General features: G+C 55.8%; 14 protein-coding genes. All 14 read right to left on the reverse strand.

Features of this window, described 5'->3' with window-relative positions; genetic code table 11:
• Positions 1-9: 9 nt before the first annotated feature.
• The 14 genes from recN to murF all read right to left on the reverse strand — a co-directional run bounded on the left by recN (position 10) and on the right by murF (position 18,194).
• Complete coding sequence (recN, locus tag AUQ41_RS13295; RefSeq protein WP_063088830.1) at positions 10-1,680, reverse strand: DNA repair protein RecN; 1,671 nt, start codon at positions 1,678-1,680, stop codon at positions 10-12.
• Positions 1,681-1,940: 260 nt separating this feature from the next.
• Positions 1,941-2,765 carry an outer membrane protein assembly factor BamD gene (locus AUQ41_RS13300; RefSeq protein WP_083952662.1) on the reverse strand — a complete coding sequence of 275 codons (825 nt, stop codon included), beginning with the start codon at positions 2,763-2,765 and terminating at the stop codon, positions 1,941-1,943.
• Between the two features lie 223 nt (positions 2,766-2,988).
• On the reverse strand, positions 2,989-3,957 hold the full coding sequence (lpxC, locus tag AUQ41_RS13305; RefSeq protein WP_063088831.1) for a UDP-3-O-acyl-N-acetylglucosamine deacetylase: 969 nt from the start codon (positions 3,955-3,957) through the stop codon (positions 2,989-2,991).
• 336 nt (positions 3,958-4,293) lie between these two features.
• Positions 4,294-5,949: a cell division protein FtsZ gene (ftsZ, locus tag AUQ41_RS13310; protein ID WP_063088832.1), complete on the reverse strand. Its 1,656-nt coding sequence runs from the start codon at positions 5,947-5,949 to the stop codon at positions 4,294-4,296.
• A 189-nt stretch (positions 5,950-6,138) separates the two neighbouring features.
• On the reverse strand, positions 6,139-7,389 hold the full coding sequence (gene ftsA / locus AUQ41_RS13315) for a cell division protein FtsA (protein WP_063088833.1): 1,251 nt from the start codon (positions 7,387-7,389) through the stop codon (positions 6,139-6,141).
• Positions 7,390-7,621: 232 nt separating this feature from the next.
• Positions 7,622-8,485: a cell division protein FtsQ/DivIB gene (locus tag AUQ41_RS13320; protein ID WP_063088834.1), complete on the reverse strand. Its 864-nt coding sequence runs from the start codon at positions 8,483-8,485 to the stop codon at positions 7,622-7,624.
• Positions 8,473-9,387, reverse strand: a complete 915-nt coding sequence (locus tag AUQ41_RS13325) for a D-alanine--D-alanine ligase (protein ID WP_008889591.1) — start codon at positions 9,385-9,387, stop codon at positions 8,473-8,475. Before AUQ41_RS13325 ends, AUQ41_RS13320 begins: the two co-directional genes overlap by 13 nt.
• Positions 9,384-10,328, reverse strand: coding sequence for a UDP-N-acetylmuramate dehydrogenase (gene murB, locus AUQ41_RS13330; RefSeq protein ID WP_063088835.1), 945 nt, complete (start codon positions 10,326-10,328; stop codon positions 9,384-9,386). Before murB ends, AUQ41_RS13325 begins: the two co-directional genes overlap by 4 nt.
• Before the next feature lie 7 nt (positions 10,329-10,335).
• Positions 10,336-11,745, reverse strand: coding sequence for a UDP-N-acetylmuramate--L-alanine ligase (murC, locus tag AUQ41_RS13335; protein WP_063088836.1), 1,410 nt, complete (start codon positions 11,743-11,745; stop codon positions 10,336-10,338).
• A complete protein-coding gene (murG, locus tag AUQ41_RS13340; protein ID WP_063089029.1) occupies positions 11,742-12,941 on the reverse strand; it encodes an undecaprenyldiphospho-muramoylpentapeptide beta-N-acetylglucosaminyltransferase in 1,200 nt (399 codons plus the stop codon). The genes murC and murG overlap by 4 nt, the downstream gene beginning before the upstream one ends.
• A 154-nt stretch (positions 12,942-13,095) precedes the next feature.
• Positions 13,096-14,235, reverse strand: coding sequence for a putative lipid II flippase FtsW (gene ftsW / locus AUQ41_RS13345; protein ID WP_008889595.1), 1,140 nt, complete (start codon positions 14,233-14,235; stop codon positions 13,096-13,098).
• Positions 14,232-15,638: a UDP-N-acetylmuramoyl-L-alanine--D-glutamate ligase gene (gene murD, locus AUQ41_RS13350; protein WP_063088837.1), complete on the reverse strand. Its 1,407-nt coding sequence runs from the start codon at positions 15,636-15,638 to the stop codon at positions 14,232-14,234. The genes ftsW and murD overlap by 4 nt, the downstream gene beginning before the upstream one ends.
• A gap of 12 nt (positions 15,639-15,650) precedes the next feature.
• Complete coding sequence (gene mraY, locus AUQ41_RS13355) at positions 15,651-16,739, reverse strand: phospho-N-acetylmuramoyl-pentapeptide-transferase (protein ID WP_063088838.1); 1,089 nt, start codon at positions 16,737-16,739, stop codon at positions 15,651-15,653.
• A 45-nt stretch (positions 16,740-16,784) separates the two neighbouring features.
• The gene (gene murF, locus AUQ41_RS13360) at positions 16,785-18,194 is read right to left on the reverse strand and encodes a UDP-N-acetylmuramoyl-tripeptide--D-alanyl-D-alanine ligase (protein WP_063088839.1); all 1,410 of its coding nucleotides are present in this window, start codon (positions 18,192-18,194) and stop codon (positions 16,785-16,787) included.
• Positions 18,195-18,209: the final 15 nt, after the last annotated feature.

An 18,209-nucleotide genomic window follows, 5' to 3' on the forward strand; every position in this document is an offset into this window, starting at 1 on the left:
GCGTCGGGATCAATTGGGTTGTTCAAGCAGGCTGTCGGCGGCTGCACGCGCCTCGGCCGTCACGGAATGACCGGCCAGCATGCGGGCGATTTCTTCGCGCCGTGCACCATCGACAAGGGCGTCGACGCGGGTCACCATGGTGCCGTCTGCCTCGCGCTTGGCAATATAGAAATGTGTGCGACCGCGGGCGGCGACCTGTGGGCTGTGGGTGATGACAAGGATCTGGCGTTCCTGTGCCAGAAGATGCAGGCGCTGACCAATGGCCGCTGCCGTCGCGCCGCCGACACCACTGTCGACCTCGTCAAAGACTAGGCTCGGCACGGCTGAAACACGCGCCAGAACGACCTTGAGCGCCAGCAGGAAGCGTGAAAGCTCCCCGCCTGATGCGATCTTGTTGAGCGCGCCCGGGGGGCTGCCCGGGTTGGTGGCAACCGTGAACTGCACCCGGTCAATGCCATCCTGGCCCCATTCAGCTTCTTCAAGTTCGGCAATGTCGGTAACGAAGCGGGCCTTTTCCATGCGAAGCGGCGGAAGTTCGGCATTGATCGCGCCATCAAGCTTGGCGGCCGCTTCCTTGCGCGCGGCATGAAGCTTCTCGCCGGCTTCGATATAGGCTTTGCGATATTCGCTTACGGCAGCGGTGAGGCGGCTCAGTTCCTTCTCGCCGAATTCAAGCTGATCGATCTGGGATCGGAAATCCTTCATCAGCGCATTCAGCCCATCGACCGGAACATTGTATTTGCGGGCTGCTGCGCGCAGGGCAAACAAGCGTTCCTCGACATTTTCCTGATGACCGGTATCAAGATTAAGATCGGCCAAGGTGGCCGAGATTGCCCGGTTGGCTTCTTCAAGCTCGATCGCGGCACGATCAAGGGCCTCAATAATCGGTTCAAACCGGCCATCGGCCTTTTCAAGTTCACGCTCAAGGCACCGCTGTGCACTGCGAAGGGCACTTTCCGCACCCTTGCCACGCGACAGTTCTGTACCGGCATCATTCAGGGCGGCAACCAGCTTTTCACCATGCATCAGGAACTGGCGTTCCTCGGCAAGGCGTTCTTCTTCGCCTTCTTCGGGGGAGAGCTTTTCAAGCTCATCGACGGCATGGCGCAGCCATTCCTCTTCCTCGCGCGCCTTGTCAATTCGGGCGCGGGCAGCGTTGAGTTCCTTTTGCGTTTCACGCCAGGCGCGCCAATGATCACGCACGGTCATCGCAAGGGTGCCAAGATTGCCGTGGGCATCAAGCGTTGCGCGGTGGGTGGTGGGATCAAGAAGGCCGTGCTGATCAAACTGGCCCTGAATTTCGACGCAGTAATCACCAACATCACGCAGCAGCCCGACCGAGACGGACTGGTCATTCACATAGGCGCGCGACCGGCCATCGGAAGTGACAACACGGCGCACGACAAGGTCTTCGCCCTCAAGATCAATATCCTGATCGGACAGCAATCCGAAAACCGGGTGGCCTTGCGGCAGATTGAAGGTTGCGGTGACACTGCACTTGTCGCAGCCATGGCGGACAAGACCGCTATCGGCGCGGGCACCCAGGGCGAGGCCAAGGGAATCAAGCAGGATCGATTTACCGGCACCGGTTTCACCTGTGAGCACGCTAAGCCCGTCGTGAAAATCGAGATCCAGTTTGTCGATAAGGACTACATTCCGAATGCTGAGGCGTCGAAGCATTGCTGGGTACTGATGTTGTTAACGGAGCAGCAGACAGGTACAGCCAAACTTGTTTGTGAATGTGCAGAGTGCCCAATCCCGCCCTGCCTTGCAAGCCTTGCGAAGGCGAAACGACATTCAATCATGTCGTCCCAAGGGCGTTTGATCAAAATGCAGGGATATCAGACGTTAACCGCAAGTTGTTCTTTTTTTGTTCTATCTTGTCACAGGGCGGATTGTCAAGCAAACCCTTGGCCTTGCGAGGGTTTGCTTGATCGAAATCAGAACAGGCTGGAGATGGCATTGGTCGTGTCATCCCACCAACTGCTGTCTTCGCGCTCCGGTGCGTCTTCACCAAGCATGAGACTATAGGACTCGCTGTAATACTCGCTGCCCGGGAAGTTGTGACCAAGCACGGCCGCGGTCCGTTTGGCTTCGCCTTCAAGACCAAGCGCAAGATAGCATTCGGTCAGGCGTGCAAGGGCCTCTGGCACGTGGGTGGTGGTCTGATAATTCTCGATCACCGCTTTGAAGCGGTTGATCGCCGCCAGATATTCGTTGCGGTCCTGATAATAGCGCCCGACATCCATTTCCTTGCCCGCAAGGTGATCGACTGTCAGGTCTTTTTTCAGCTTGGCATCGCGGGCATATTTGCTGTCAGGGAAGCGGCGGATGACGTCGTCAAGCGCATCCATCGCGTGCTGGGTCATCTGCTGATCGCGGCCGACGTCGGAAATCTGTTCGTAATAGGACAGCGCCTTGAGGTAATAGGCATATGGCACATCCGGGTTGGCCGGATGCAACGAGATAAAGCGATCCAGTGCGTTGATCGCGTCATCGTATTTGTTGTCCTGATAATAGGCATAAGCCGACATCAGGGTCGCCTTGGTCGCCCAAACCGAATAGGGGTGCTGACGTTCGACTTCGTCAAATGCCTCGGCAGCCTGTTGGTATTCCTTGGCGTCAAGCAGATCCTGCGCGCCGTTATACAGTTCGGAAACCGGACGTTCGACATATTCCGGCGCATCATTGCTTGAACATGCCGCAAGCATCAGCGACAGGCCGAGAGTTGCAATGACGTGTTTGGCGCGAACGGTACTTAGCACTGTGACGTATCCTCGAAATTTTTGACGCACTCACCGTAAAATCCGCCGGACTATATCATGCGAAGGGCGTGCTTGGGCAAGTAGTTGTGTCGTCAAATGCCGACTTTTATTCCATGTTAAATGCTGTGACGGGGATCAGAAGACTGAAAACCAACGCCGAAAACAAAAAAGGCGACCACAAGGGCCGCCATTTTCATAATTTGGATGCCAGTGACACCTGATTTCAGGCGGTGGCAAGCATCGGCTCGGAAACGCCGCGCAAGGCCGCCTTGGTCAGCGGGACAACACGATAGGCGTCCTCGTCGGCCAGCAACGCCTGCAGCAGCAGATTGTTGACATGGTGACCAGATTTGTACGCGGTGACCTTGCCCTGCAACTGTTTGCCGGCGGTATAAAGATCGCCCAGCGCATCAAGGATCTTGTGGCGGACGAATTCGTCTTCGTAACGCAGGCCTTCCTCGTTCATGACTTCGTCACCGGAAAGAACAACCGCGTTATCAAGCGAACCGCCACGAGCAAGACCAGCAGAACGCATGGCTTCAACTTCATGCAGGAAGCCAAAGGTGCGGGCACGTGCGATATCGGCAACAAATACACCGTCATCGAACTTTACGGACATGCGCTGGTTGGCAATGGCCTTGCTGGCGAAGTCGATTTCGAAATCGATCTCGAACCCGTTGGCCGGTTCAACCCGTGCGGTGCAGCCGTTATATTCGACTTCAACCGGTTTCAGGACTTCAATGACCTGACGCGGGGCATCAAGTTCTTCGATGCCAACGCAATCAATCAGGAAGTTAAACGGGGCGGAGCTGCCATCCATGACCGGAACTTCGTCGGCATCAATATCGATCAGGACGTTATCAATGCGCGTCCCGGCAAGGGCGGCCATCAGATGTTCGATGGTTCCGATCTTGATGCCCCGGGCGGTATCACCAAGGCAGGTGCAAAGACGGGTATCGATCACGCCATCGTAACGTGCCGGAAACAGCGGCTGGTCATCCAGGTCCGTGCGGCGGAATACAATGCCATGATCGGCAGGGGCAGGGTGAAGGGTAATGCGAATCTTCTGACCGGAATGCAAACCAACACCGGCACAGCCGATAGAGGCTTTGAGCGTGCGCTGGAGCACATAACCGTCGCCGGAAAAGCCAGTCTGCGTGATAGCAGAACCAAGATCGGCAATATTGTTCACAGGAACCCCCAAATCAGGTCAGTCAGTTTGTCATCAATCAACGTCAAAGCATGTTCAAAGCCACCGTCAAATTCGTTGGCCCCTGCTTTGTTAGTTTGGAACACTACTGTTGATCGAACAATCACTCAAATCACTCTTTGTTACGCTTTGTAAACTTCATAGTGCTTTGAAATTATTGAATAAAATGCATTTCTGCTGGGTATTTTGCACGGGTTGTAACCGCGTGGCTTACGGGCTTTGGTCACAATTGCCGAATTACAGCGTCATCCAAGCTGGTGCGTCCAAAAAAAAGGGGGAAGGCGTTAAGCCTTCCCCATCTTCGCGCGGAGATCGTCGTCAGTTGGCCTGACGACGAAGGAAGGCCGGAATTTCAAGAAGGTCGTCAGACGCGCCTTGCGTCTTGCCCCGGGAAGCAGGCTCCTTCTTCATGACATGTTCGCTGTCCTCGCCAAGCGGCATCTCGGTCTGGCGTGGCGCAGGTGCCTGCGGCTGCGAGACTTTCGGCTCCGCATAGCTATGCGGTTCCTTGGCGGTCTTGTTCTTGCCAAACAGGCTGCTCAGAACAGAACGCGGCGAGGTTGCATTCTGGGCATCAGCTGCTTCGAATACGTCCGGGCTGTGCTGAGCATGCTCGGCTTCGCTTGGCGTTACAGCACGCGGCGGAATGAAAGCCATGTCGCCGTTGCTGGTGGGTTTCTGGACCGGCTTGTCTGCACGCAGAACGGGTTTCGATTTCAGGACCGTCTGGCCCATTTCAATCGACCCGGTTTCCTGTGCTTCGGCCTGATGGCTGATTTCCGGCTGCTGTGCGCTGCCGGTGGCAGCAAAGCGATCAGCAGGAATGTGATCAACCGACGCACCACCCGCATAGTCACCAGCACCCGTGTTGTGGGCAGCAGCGGCTGCTGCGTTGCCTGCGCCATGTTGTGCGAAGGACGGTGCCGCGGCGGGCTGTTCTGCCGGTTTCTGGGAAACAGGCTGTGCAACAGAAACAGTGGTCGGCTGCGGACGGCGAACTTCTTCGGCGTCTATACCGGTTGCAACAACAGAAACGCGAAGCGCACCTTCGATGGTCGGGTCGAAGGTCGAACCGAAGATGATGTTGGCTTCGGATGCAACTTCCTCGCGGATGCGGTTGGCGGCTTCGTCAACTTCATACAGCGCCATATCCATGCCGCCGGTGATGTTGATCAGGACCGCACGGGCACCCTTCATGGATGCATCTTCAAGAAGGGGATTGGCTATTGCAGCTTCGGCAGCCTCAAGTGCACGTTTTTCACCCGATGCTTCACCGGTACCCATCATGGCTTTGCCCATCTCGCTCATGACAGTGCGGATATCGGCAAAGTCAAGGTTCACAAGACCCGGGACCATCATAAGGTCGGTAATCGAACGCACACCGTTGCGCAGAACGTCATCTGCCATCTGGAAGGCATCTGCGAAGGTTGTTTTTTCATTCGCGACCCGGAACAGGTTCTGGTTCGGAATGATGATCAGGGTGTCGACATACTGTTGAAGCTGTTCGATACCCTGTTCGGCGGTGCGCATGCGGCGCGTGCCTTCGAAATGGAACGGCTTGGTAACAACACCAACGGTCAGGATGCCGGCTTCTTTGGCCGCACGTGCAATGACCGGGGCAGCACCGGTACCCGTACCACCGCCCATACCGGCGGTGATGAATACCATGTGGCTGCCTTCAAGCTGCGCCTGAATTTCTTCAATGGACTCTTCGGCGGCGGCACTACCCGCATCCGGACGTGCGCCTGCACCCAGCCCCTGGGTAATCTTGCGACCAAGCTGCATCTTGCGTGTTGCTTTTGCCTGGGTCAGGGCCTGAGAATCGGTGTTGGCAACAACAAAGTCACATCCTTCAAGTTCGGATGCGATCATGTTGTTAACGGCGTTGCCGCCGGCACCACCGACACCGATAACGGTGATCTTTGGTTTTAGGTTTTCTTCCGTTTCAGGAACGGAAAAACTGATTGTACTCATTGTTTGCTCTTCCTCTCCGCGCTTTAGAGCTTAAAGATCACACAGGCCTTCCCTTTGCCTGTGCGTGCCAGAAATGCTTCGGGCACAAAGACCTCCGAGTCCGTTTTAGCTGGCAAAGAGTTATTGCCTTCTTAATGCGGCTAAAAGTTTTCGGGAAAATGGATAAAAAAGTGCGTTTGGGCGTGCGAACTAGAAGTTCTCTTTCAACCAGGCACCCAAACGGCCCCAACGCCCACCCGATTGACGGATTTGCGCCATGGCTTCGCTCAGGGGATCGTTCTGTTGGGCAACAGCGCGCAACAAGAGCCCCGAACAGGCCGAAAAGGCTGGTCCGGCGGTGGCTTCGGCAAGGCCCGAAACACCGTGCGGCAGGGCAATCGTGGCCGGACGTTCAAACATCTGGCTCGCCAGATCGGCAATGGCGTTCAACTGGCTGGCACCACCGGTTAGAACGATGCTGCGTCCACCGATTTGCGACAAACCGTGTTCTTCCAATTGATCGCGGATCAATTCGAACGTTTCTTCAAGCCTCGGCTTGATGATGTTGATCAGCATCGAGCGCGGCACATGATTGAAATTGTTTTCGTCTTCATCGCCGATGGTCGGAACCGCGAGGATTTCCTGATCATCAGACGGCGAGGTCAGAGCACTGCCATGCAGGGTTTTCATGCGTTCGGCATGATTAAGCGACGTATTGAGCCCATAGGCGATATCGCGCGTTACATGTGCGCCGCCGACCGGAATAGACGTGGTGTAGACCACCTGACCGGCATTAAAGACCGCCACACTTGTGGTGCCTGCGCCCATATCAATCACGGTCGCGCCCAGATCGCGCTGATCGGCTGTCAGGGCCGACAGACCCGATGCCAGCGGGGTGACGACCGTTTCCTCAATCGCAAGGTGGCAGCGTGCCAGAAGGGTGCCAAGATTGCGCAAGGGTGCGGTTTGCGTTCGGACAAAATGCAGATCAAGACCAAGGGTCGATCCATACATGCCGCGCGGATCATTCATGGTGTTAGCACCGTCAAGGCGGAACCCCAACGGGACAGTATGGATCAGCTCATCGCCAGCCTGACGCAGAAGGGCTTCCTTCTGGTCATTGAGTTTCCGGATCTCAAGATTGCCAATCGGACGGGAGCCAAGCGGAAGCTCAACCGTGTGGGTTTCGGATTCCGGTCGACCGCCAGACAGATTGACAATGACTGAGTCGATGGTCTGACCCGCCATTTTTTCAGCGGCGTTGACCGCGGCAAGCACGACTTCCTGTGCGGCATCAAGATTGGAAATTGATCCACTTTGCAGGCCCTTGGACATGTTGTGACCAATGCCGATGATTTTCGGCGGTTGGTCCTTTTCACGTCGCGCAATAAAGCAGCAGACCTTGGACGTTCCAATGTCCAATGCCGCAATCAATCCTGATCTGGTTTTGCCGCGTGCCAATTGAATGCTCTGAATTTTTATGGGTTATATGGTCGGACTTTTTTGACCGTACCTTATTAAGCCTGTTTTCGACCAAAAGCGGTTGCAATTTGGTTAAGGCAGACCGTCGCATAACGCATCTTCATGCGAAACTACGCAAAGAAGGTGGAAAAACAATCATGATATTGCGCAAGTCAGTGCCTTACGCGTCTGAAATGGGGTGCAGGATGCGTAGGGTGTCGGGGCGGTCAGTTCAGACCGCGCCCTCCTTCTTTGGCGGATTACGCCTTTGTTCTGCGGCACCGGGTGTGAGGCGGACAAATGTGCGGTCGGGCAGGCGCAAATCAACAATCAGAACATCGCGATCAAGGATGCTGTGTTCGCGATCAAGGACTTCAAGGCGCTGCCATGCCTTTTCCATGTTTTCTTCGGGCAGGCGAATGAACATGCCGTTGGCCAACTGGATGTTCCAGCGACGATGCCCGATGCGCTGGGCACCGGTGATCTGTTCATAAAGGTGCGGAATGGATTGCAGGGTGGTCAGCATTTCCGCCGCACTTTTCGGTGCATCGTCACCGACAAGAACTGGCAGATCAAGGTAATCACCAAGTTCGTAATTCTGAAGTTGCTCGCCATCGCCATCAATCAACACATGGTCGCGGCCCTCGGTTTGCCAGATCGCCAGTGGTTTGCGCTCAACAACCGAAACGATGAGGGTGTCGGGCAACTGGCGTTCGACGGTCGCACTTCGGATCCATGACAGCTCTTCGATCCGTTCGCGGGCGGCGTCGACATCAAATGTAATGATCGGCGTGCCCGGTTTCTGTCCGATGGCTGCCAAAAGGGCATTCGGGTCGGTTTTTTCGCGCCCTGAAACTTCGATATTCTTTACCGTCATGCCAAACGCGGCAGAAAGCCGAACACTTTCCTGCGTCGCCAGGCTCATCCATTTATCGGCCTTGCCGGTATAAACAAGGGCTGTCGGAACAATCACGATGGCACCAATGAAGCCGGTCCACCACATGACCCGTGCGATCTTTTTGACGTTGGTGCCAACGCTATGTTGCTTATCAAGCTTTTCGCGCCGTTCGCGGGCCTGTTCTTCTAGCGTTCGCACGATGCATCCTCCACCATCCATGCAACGATGTCGGCAAAGCTCATGCCGTCATGGCGTGCGGCATCCGGGACCAGTGATGTCGGCGTCATGCCCGGTTGGGTGTTAATCTCAAGAATCACCAAACGGTCGTTTTCCGGGTCATAGCGGAAATCGGCGCGTGCCACACCCCGGCAGCCAAGCGCCTTATAGGCTTCTTCGGCGTGACGTTGCAGTCGATCGCGCAAATCACCTTCGATGTCGGCAGGAACGATATGTTCGGAGCCGCCCTGGGCATATTTGGATTCAAAATCATAAAAGGCGTGATTGCCGGTCAGGATTTCGATGACTTCCATCGCCTCGCCATCCTTGACGGCAACGGTCATTTCGCGCCCGGGAATGAATTCTTCCTGCATGACGCCGTCACCATGGACCCAATCACGGGCCAGCATGTTTTGTTCTTCCTCGGCGGTCAGGATGATTTCAACCCCGACCGAGGATCCCTCATTATTGGGTTTCAAAACATAGGGCGGCGGCAATGCCTTGCCCGATGCGATGTCTTCGCGCGTGACCCAGACATGGCGGGCGCAGGGAATTTCATATTCGGCAAACATCGCCTTGGCGGACATCTTGTCCATGGCGATTGCCGATGCCCGAACACCGGAATGGGTATAGGGGATGTTCATGATTTCAAGCAGTCCCTGAACCGCGCCATCTTCGCCCCAGCGGCCATGCAGGGCATTGAAAATCACATCCGGTTTGGGATCAATGGCCGCCAATTGATGGGCAAGATCACGGTTTGCGTCGATTTCGGTGACTTTATAGCCCTTTTCGCGCAGCGCCTTGGCGCATTCGCGCCCCGAGGACAGGGAAACTTCCCGCTCTGCTGACCAACCGCCCAGAATGACAGCGACATGTTTGTTCATGCGTCTTTTCCTATGATCGAGTGGCCAAGGCGTTCGCCAATGCGCCGGATTTCCCAGCGCAGCTCAACGCCGCTGTGTTCTTTGACCCGCCTGCGGACCTCTTCGCCCAATTGTTCAAGATCAAGGGCGGTGGCATCGCCCTTATTGATCATGAAGTTGCAATGCTGTTCGGATATCTGCGCGCCACCGATGGTAAGTCCCCGGCATCCGGCGGCATCGATAAGCTCCCACGCACGATCAGGCACAGGATTGGCAAAGGTCGATCCGCCTGTGCGTGATTTGATCGGTTGCGATTCCGCGCGCGCCTTCTGGATTTCATCCATGCGTTTGGCGATGTCTTCGGGATCACCAGACGATGCGCGCAAGATTGCGGATGTGAAAATCCAGTCTTCCGGAAGCCCGCAGTGGCGATAGGTCATGTCCATTTCATCTGGCGTGACGGTATGAATATTCCCGCTGCCATCAATTGCGGTTGCCGATACAAGGACATCCTTGATCTCGGTACCATAGGCCCCGGCATTCATGCGTAACGCCCCGCCGATGGTGCCGGGGATTCCAGACAGAAATTCCAGACCGGCAATGCCATTCATCTGTGCAGTTTGCGCAACATTGAGGTCAAGCGCACCGGCACCGGCGTGAACCGCGCCATCTTCAACCACCACGTCGGTAAACGGGCGACCAAGGCGGATGACAACGCCACGAATGCCGCCATCGCGCACCAAAAGGTTCGAGCCAACTCCGATCACAGTTACCGGCATGTCTGCCGGTTTGCCTTTCAGGAAGGCAGCAAGGTCGGCTTCGTCTTCTGGGCGAAACATCACGTCTGCCGGGCCGCCAACCTGAAACCAGGTGACTTTGGCAAGTTGTGCGCCTTCACGCAGCTTGCCACGCACCTTGGGCAGGCGGTCGATCAGGGGCGTATGGTGTTTCGGCGTGCTCATATCTGCCTCAGTTCTTGATCGCTTCAAGTTGGGCGGGCAGGGCATTTGCCCATGCGCTGATGGAACCAGCGCCAAGGCAAACGACAAGATCGCCCGGCTTTGCTTCGGCTTTGATGACTTCGGCCAGTTTTTCCGGCCCTTCAAGTGCGCTGACATGTCGATGGCCACGGTTGCGCAGGCCTTCGACAAGGGCATCACGTGATGCGCCTTCAATCGGGGTTTCTCCGGCTTCGTAAACGTCGGCGACAATCACGCTGTCAGCGTCGTTAAAGCAGGTGCAGAAATCTTCAAACAGATCATGCAGGCGCGAATAACGGTGCGGCTGAACCACAGCAATCACGTTGTTCTGCGTTGCCTGACGGGCGGCCTTCAGCACCGCCTTGATTTCAACCGGGTGGTGACCGTAATCGTCGATAATGGTGACACCATTGACTTCACCGGTTTTGGTGAAGCGACGTTTAACACCGGTAAAGCCATCAAAGGCGGAGACGATTTTCTCATCCGGGATGCCAAGTTCAAGCGCGACCGTAATCGCCGCCAGCGAGTTGGAAACGTTATGATCGCCTACCATCGGCAAACGGACATCCTTGATCACGCGTTCTTCGCTATCGACACGTTCGCGGATCACGACATCAAAGACAGTGTCGCCGATATTGGTGCGAACATTAACCGCACGCACATCGGCCTGCGGCGAAAAGCCGAACGTGAAAATGCGACGATCCGTGACGCGCCCGATAAGGGCCTGGACTTCGGGATGGTCGATGCACAGAACGGCAAAGCCATAGAATGGGATGTTCTGAACGAAGTTCTTGAAGGCTTCGCGCAGCTGATCGAAATCTTTCCAGTGATCCAGATGTTCCGGGTCAATGTTGGTTACGACCGAGATCGTCGACGGCACTTTGACAAAGGTACCATCAGACTCATCGGCCTCAACCACCATCCAGTCGCCTTCGCCCAAACGCGCATTGGTGCCGTATGAATTAATGATCCCGCCATTGATCACGGTCGGATCAAGGCCGGCCGCATCCAGCATGGTCGCAACCAGCGAAGTGGTCGTGGTTTTGCCGTGCGTGCCGCCAATCGCAATGGCGGCCTTAAGGCGCATCAATTCTGCCAGCATTTCAGCACGACGCACGACCGGGATCATCGCGGCGCGCGCGGCAACGACTTCCGGGTTGGTCGGCTTGACGGCGGTTGAAATCACAACAACCTTGGCATCTTCGACGTTTTCTTCCTTGTGGCCGACAAAGACCTTGATGCCAAGGGCGCGCAGGCGCTGCACATTGGCATTGTCTGAAATGTCCGACCCCTGAACGGAATAGCCGAGGTTATTGAGGATTTCGGCAATACCGGACATGCCGATGCCACCAATACCGACAAAGTGGATGGTGCCGATGTTGAGCGGCAGGGTGTTCATTGAGAGTCTCCTCGGTCTTGCGTCATGTTTTTGTTATCCGGGCTTCCGGCCGGGTTCAGGCCCAGCATATCAAGCACCATGTCAGCCAATCGCTCCGCGGCATTGGCACGCCCGCTGCTTTTGGCGGCTTTTGCCGCCCGGGTAAGCGCCGCGGGATTGGTTAAAAGTTTTGCCAGGCGATCTGTGACGGCCTCGCTGCTAAAACGTTCTTGTGGCATCAGCCATGCACCACCCGCGTCTTCGATCTGCTGGGCATTGTAACGCTGATGATCATCAATGGCATGGGGCAGGGGTACGAGAAAACCCGGGCGGCCGGCCGCCGTCAATTCCGCCACGGTTGACGCCCCTGAACGGGCAATCACCAGATGGCAATCGCGCAGGCGTTCGGGGATATCATTGATGAAGGATGCCAGCGTCACGTCAATCTGCGATCCGTCATAGGTCTTGCGCACGGTATCGATATCTTCTTCGCGCGCCTGCTGGGTAACGATCAGGCGTTTGCGGATGGCTTCTGGCAGGTTTACCAGCGCGGTTGGCAGAACTTCGGACAGGATGCGTGCACCCTGTGATCCGCCCGTGATTAGAAGGCGGATCGGACCATCGCTGGTCGGGGCGTCGTATTCGGTCGCGGTAAGGGCTGCGACCTCGGCACGGACCGGATTGCCCGTCCAGATCACTTTGGCCTCGTCACTTGATGCAATCATCGTGACCTTGGCAAAGGATGTCGCAATGCGCTGTGCGTTGCTGGCAACCAGACGGTTAGCACGGCCCAAAACCGCGTTTTGTTCATGAATGGCATAGGGAATGCCGAGCCACTTGGCCGACATGGTCGCTGCGATAGAGGCATAACCACCAAAACCGATCACGGCCGCGGGTTTGGTATTTTTGATCCGTTTGCGGGCCTTAAGTGTGCCAAGGCCGAGCCGGGCGGCACCGGTCAGGCGGCCCTTGATGCCTTTGCCGGCAATGCCGCCGGCCGGCAGGATGACGGTTTCGACGCCTTCAACGCCCTCGGTATAGCGTGCGGCACGGGCATCGGTGAAAAACAGGACCTTTGCACCACGACGCACAAGCGATTTGGACAAGGCAACAGCCGGAAACATATGCCCGCCAGTGCCACCGGATGTTACGGCGATCACATGACCTGCGAGCGGTGTCTCGACGGCAGAAAATTCTGGGTTAGCGAAGTCAGTCATCTTGTCCACATCTAAAACGACGGCAGTGCGGGGAGGGTCCCCGACAGTTACCCCCATCAGAACCCGACAAAGGTTAATATCCCTTCAAACCGGGCGTCGAATAACACCTGAATTTGTCGTTTTGATGCAGAAAGTTTTAAAGGGGTGATGGCGATTATTCGCCGGGCCGTTTTCGCGTCAGCGCCAGAACAAAGCCCATGCCAATCGCAATCCCGATCGTGGCGGAACCGCCATAGGAAACAAACGGCAACGTCATGCCCTTTGGCGGGACCAGCTGCAGGGTCGATGCCATGTTGATCACAGCCTGCAATCCGAACTGAACCAGAATGCCGGTGACGGCCAGAACCACGAAAAGGTTGCGTTCCCCCATTAGGCGCGAAAGACCGCGCATGATGATGAAGGTAAACACACCGACAACCAGCACGCAGAACAGAAGACCGAATTCCTCGCCCGCAACGGCGAAGATGAAGTCGGAATGGGCATCGGGGATGGAGTTCTTGACCCAACCTTCACCCGGGCCACGGCCCATTATGCCGCCACTCATGAAGGCTTCCATGGATCGTTCAATCTGATAGCTGTCACCGGATGCCGGATCAAGGAAGCGGTCCACACGCGACTGAACATGCGGCAAGATCAGATAGGCCGTCACTGCCAGTCCAACTGCGCCAAGCCCAAGACAGAACACCAGAATGATCGGAAGTCCGGCAAGGAAGATTTGCACCGACCAGATCGAGGTAATAACAACGGTCTGACCAAAGTCTGGCTGGATCATCAGAAGGAAGATGCAAACAGCCAGCATCAGGCTTGAAACGATATAGCCCGGGAAGTTCGGGTTCAAACGCCCTTCGGCAAACATCCAGGCAATGACAACTGCAAAGGCCGGTTTGAGGAATTCGGACGGTTGCAGGTTAATCCCGGCAACGTTGATCCAGCGTACTGCGCCCTTGATGTCTGATCCGATGAACGGGGTGATGATCAGCAAAAAGAGCACACCCAGAAACATGAAGGACGCCAAACGTCGCACCCATTTCACCGGCAACAGCGAAATGGCAAACATGCAGACTGTCGCCATGCCAAGGAAAACGAACTGGCGGGTGACAAAGTGGAAACTGTCAACATTGATGCGATCGGCAACCGGCGGACTTGCCGACATCACCAGAAGCGCGCCAATCCCCATCAGAAGGATAATGGCCGCCAGTAACCAGCGATCAACCGTCCACCACCAGATCCCCAGAACCGAGGTATCGGCACGCGAAAAGGCGATATTCGTGTTATGACCAAACAGGGACTTCATGCGTTTGCCTTCCTGGTCAATTCACCACCCGCCAATGCATTGTACAGATCGCGGAAGGCTTCGCCGCGCGCCTCAAAGCTTTTGAACTGATCAAAGGATGCACAGGCCGGGGTGAGCATCACCACCGGTTTGTCATTACCGCTGGCCTTGGCATCGGCAAAGGCCATTTTGGTTGCGACATCAAGGGTTTCGCATTTCTCCCATGGCAGGTCATCACCAAGGGTTTCGGCAAATTCGTTGGTCGCAGCACCAATCAAATAGGCCTTCTTGATGTGGGGATAGAATTCCTGCAATCCCTCAATCCCGCCTTCCTTGGGTTTGCCACCGGCAATCCAGTAGATGTTGCGATAGGCCGAAAGCGCCTTTGCCGATGCCTCGGCATTGGTGGCCTTGCTGTCATTGACAAACACCACGCCATCAATTGTGCCGAGCAATTCCTGTCGATGTGCAAGACCCGGGAAGGACATGATCCCGTCAATGATCCGGGTGGCATCCACACCGCGTGCACGGCATAGCCCATAGGCAAAGGCGATGTTTTGCCAGTTATGGCGTCCGGGCATGTGGGTGACGGTCGCAAGGTCCAGAATACGGGTTTGCGCACCGGTCATGTCATCAATCAGCCAGCCATCCGCATCAACATAGATGCCGTGATCGACTGGTTGTTTGACCGAAACCTCGATGATGTGACGACCGCCTTCACGGGCCAGTTCAACCGCCATTTTCGCACAAGGCTCGTCATCAATGGAAATGATCGCCCATTTCGGACCCTTTGCACGGGCAAAGATCAGGTGCTTGGCGCCGATATAGCCATCCAGTCCGCCATGGCGATCCAGATGATCCGGCGTGATGTTCAAAAGCGCGCAGGCATCAAAGGCCGCATGTTCCAGTAGTTCAAGCTGATAGGATGACAGCTCAAGCACCAGACAATCATCGGCGGTGGAGGGTTCAAGCCCAAGGGCTGCATTGCCAAGGTTGCCGCCCGCCTGCGTTTTGATCCCGGCCTGCCCGATAATGTGGGCAGTCAGTGCGGTGGTCGTTGATTTGCCGTTGGTGCCGGTGATGGCAAGTGTGGGCACATCAGGCTGCGCCACACAAAGCAACTCGACGTCGCAAATGATCGGTTTGCCCGCACGGCGCGTCTTTTCGGCCGCCGGATGCGGGGTCGGGAAGGTGGATGGAATACCCGGGCTGATGACCAGCATGTCGGGTTCTGTCCAGTCACATTCCGCCGGATTGATCGGGGCAAGCCCAAGCGGTTCAAGCTGTTCACGCGAAGATGCGTTGTCATCCCACGCCCAGACGACGGCACCTGCATTGATCAATGCCTTCACACTGGCAAGTCCGGATTTCCCAAGACCCAGAACCGCGATGGTTTTGCCGCGCAGATGTGAAAGATCAATCAATTCAGTATGTCCTTAACGAAGTTTCAGGGTTGCAAGTCCAACCAGGGCAAGGATCACGGCAATGATCCAGAACCGGATCACGATGGTCGGTTCCTGCCAGCCCTTTTTCTCGAAATGGTGATGAAGCGGCGCCATGCGGAATACCCGCTTGCCGGTCAGTTTGTAGGACCCGACCTGAATGATCACCGACAGGGTTTCCAGAACAAACAGGCCGCCAATGATCGCCAGAACCAGTTCGTGCTTGGTGACAACCGAAACCGCACCCAAAGCACCACCAAGTGCGAGGGACCCGGTATCCCCCATAAACACCATCGCAGGCGGCGCGTTGTACCAAAGGAAACCAAGGCCGGCACCAACCAGTGCGCCAAGGAAAATTGTCAATTCACCAGATCCGGCAACGTAGTGGACCTGCAGGTATTCTGCGAACTGAACGTTACCGATCAGATAGGTAATCAGCGCAAAGCTGGCCGCGGCAATCATTACCGGCACAATCGCCAGACCATCAAGGCCATCCGTCAGGTTCACCGAGTTCGAAGCACCGACCATGACAAACATGGCAAACGGGACAAAGAACCAGCCCAGATCCAGCAGGAAATTCTTGAAGAACGGGAAGGCAAGTGCGGTCGAAAGCGGATCGGCGGTGTTATACGAAATCCACCATGCGGCAAGGGCTGCGATGGAAAACTGCCCAAGAAGCTTGAGCTTTCCCGGAAGGCCTTTGGTGTTGCGCTTGGAAACTTTCAGGAAGTCGTCAAGGAAACCAAGGAAGCCATAGCCGATCGTAACCAGCAAAACCGCCCAGACATAAGGGTTGGTCAAATCGGCCCACAACAGAGTGGCGATTGAGGTCGATAGCAACAGCAAAAGCCCGCCCATGGTTGGCGTGCCTTTTTTGGTCAAAAGGTGGCTTTCAGGACCGTCTTCGCGGATCGGCTGGCCTTCGCTTTGTTTGGAACGCAACCAGTTGATCAGGTGCGGGCCGATGACAAAGGCAAGCACAAGCGACGTGATGATCGCACCACCCGTACGGAAGGTGATATACCGAAACAGGTTCAGCACCGGCATCTGATCAGCAAATTGATAAAGCAGATTATAGAGCATTGCTCTGGTCGTTCCTTTTGCGACTTATCCTGTTGCGGTTGTGGGTTATTCCACCACGCCACAGGATTTTAAGGCCGATACAATTTTCGAAACGTAAATGCCAAGCGATCCTTTGACCAAAACCACGTCGCCATCGCGCAAATCGGCCTTAATCGGCTCAATTGCGTCCTCGGCAGTATCAAAATGACCAGCATTACGTTCGGAAGGTAAAGTTTTGTCGAGTTCAGCCATCATCGGCCCGACCGAATAAACCCGATCAATTTCAAGTGCGGTCAGCGGTTGATGCAAATCGGCATGCATTTTGGGTGCGATATCGCCGAGTTCGCGCATCTCGCCCAGAACGGCAATCTTGCGTCCGCCGTCACCCGGTTTGGTCTGTGACAGGACCTTGATCCCCGCCATCATCGAGGTCGGGTTGGCGTTATAGGCATCATCAATCAGGGTAAAGGTACCATCGCCGGATGGCAGCTTGACCGTGTGTGTTTCACCGCGACCGGCAGGCGGCGTAACATCCGCCAGATCCTGCGCGGCACGTACAGGGTCCGCACCAATCGCGTCAACACATCCGAGCACCGCAAGGGAGTTCAGAACCCAGTGTTCACCGGGGCAGCCGATGAAATATTCAAGGTCGCGTCCACCAACGCGTGCGCGGACGGCACTGCCATCGGTGACGATGTTGGCTTCAAACAGGCGGTAGTTCGCCATGGCATCGGTGCCAAAGCATTTGACGTTGCCAAGGCCAAGTTCCTTTGCACGGCGGGCAAGGGCGAAGTAATGCATGTTGTCACGGTTCAGAATGACCGTGCCATCCTGATCAAGGCCATCAAAAATCTCGGCCTTTGCCATGGCAATTTCGGCTTCGTCCTTGAAGAATTCAGTGTGTGCGCCGACCACGGTTGTGATCACGGCAACACTTGGCTTGACCATTTTGACAAGCTTGCTGATTTCGCCCGGATGGTTCATGCCGATTTCAAAAACGCCAAAGTCGGCATCAGCAGGCAGGGTTGCCAGAGTAATCGGCACGCCCCAATGATTGTTGAAGCTGGCCGGGCTGGCATGGGTTTTTCCCTGCTGGGACAGCACGTATTTAAGTGCTTCCTTGGTGCCGGTTTTGCCAACACTGCCGGTGATGGCGACGATTTTGGCTTTACTGCGGGCGCGACCGGCAAGACCAAGGCGCTCAAGGGCTGCCATCGTGTCATCAACCAGAAGAACCTTGTCGGTATCGGTGATGCCTTTGGCATCCGAGACCATGACGGCATGTGCACCGGCATCAAGGGCTGTCTGGGCGAATTTGTGACCGTCGAAATTCGGGCCTTTCAGGGCGATGAAAAGATCGCCTTCGCTGACTTTGCGGCTGTCGATTGAAATGCCGGCTACCGTCCAGTCTCCGGTGGTTTTGCCACCGGTTGCGGTTTCGGCATCCTTTGCCGTCCATAAAACAGCCTTCGTCATAACGTCACTTTCTTT

It is taken from the genome of Thalassospira sp. MCCC 1A02898 (assembly GCF_001618185.1).
Classification (GTDB): domain Bacteria; phylum Pseudomonadota; class Alphaproteobacteria; order Rhodospirillales; family Thalassospiraceae; genus Thalassospira; species Thalassospira tepidiphila.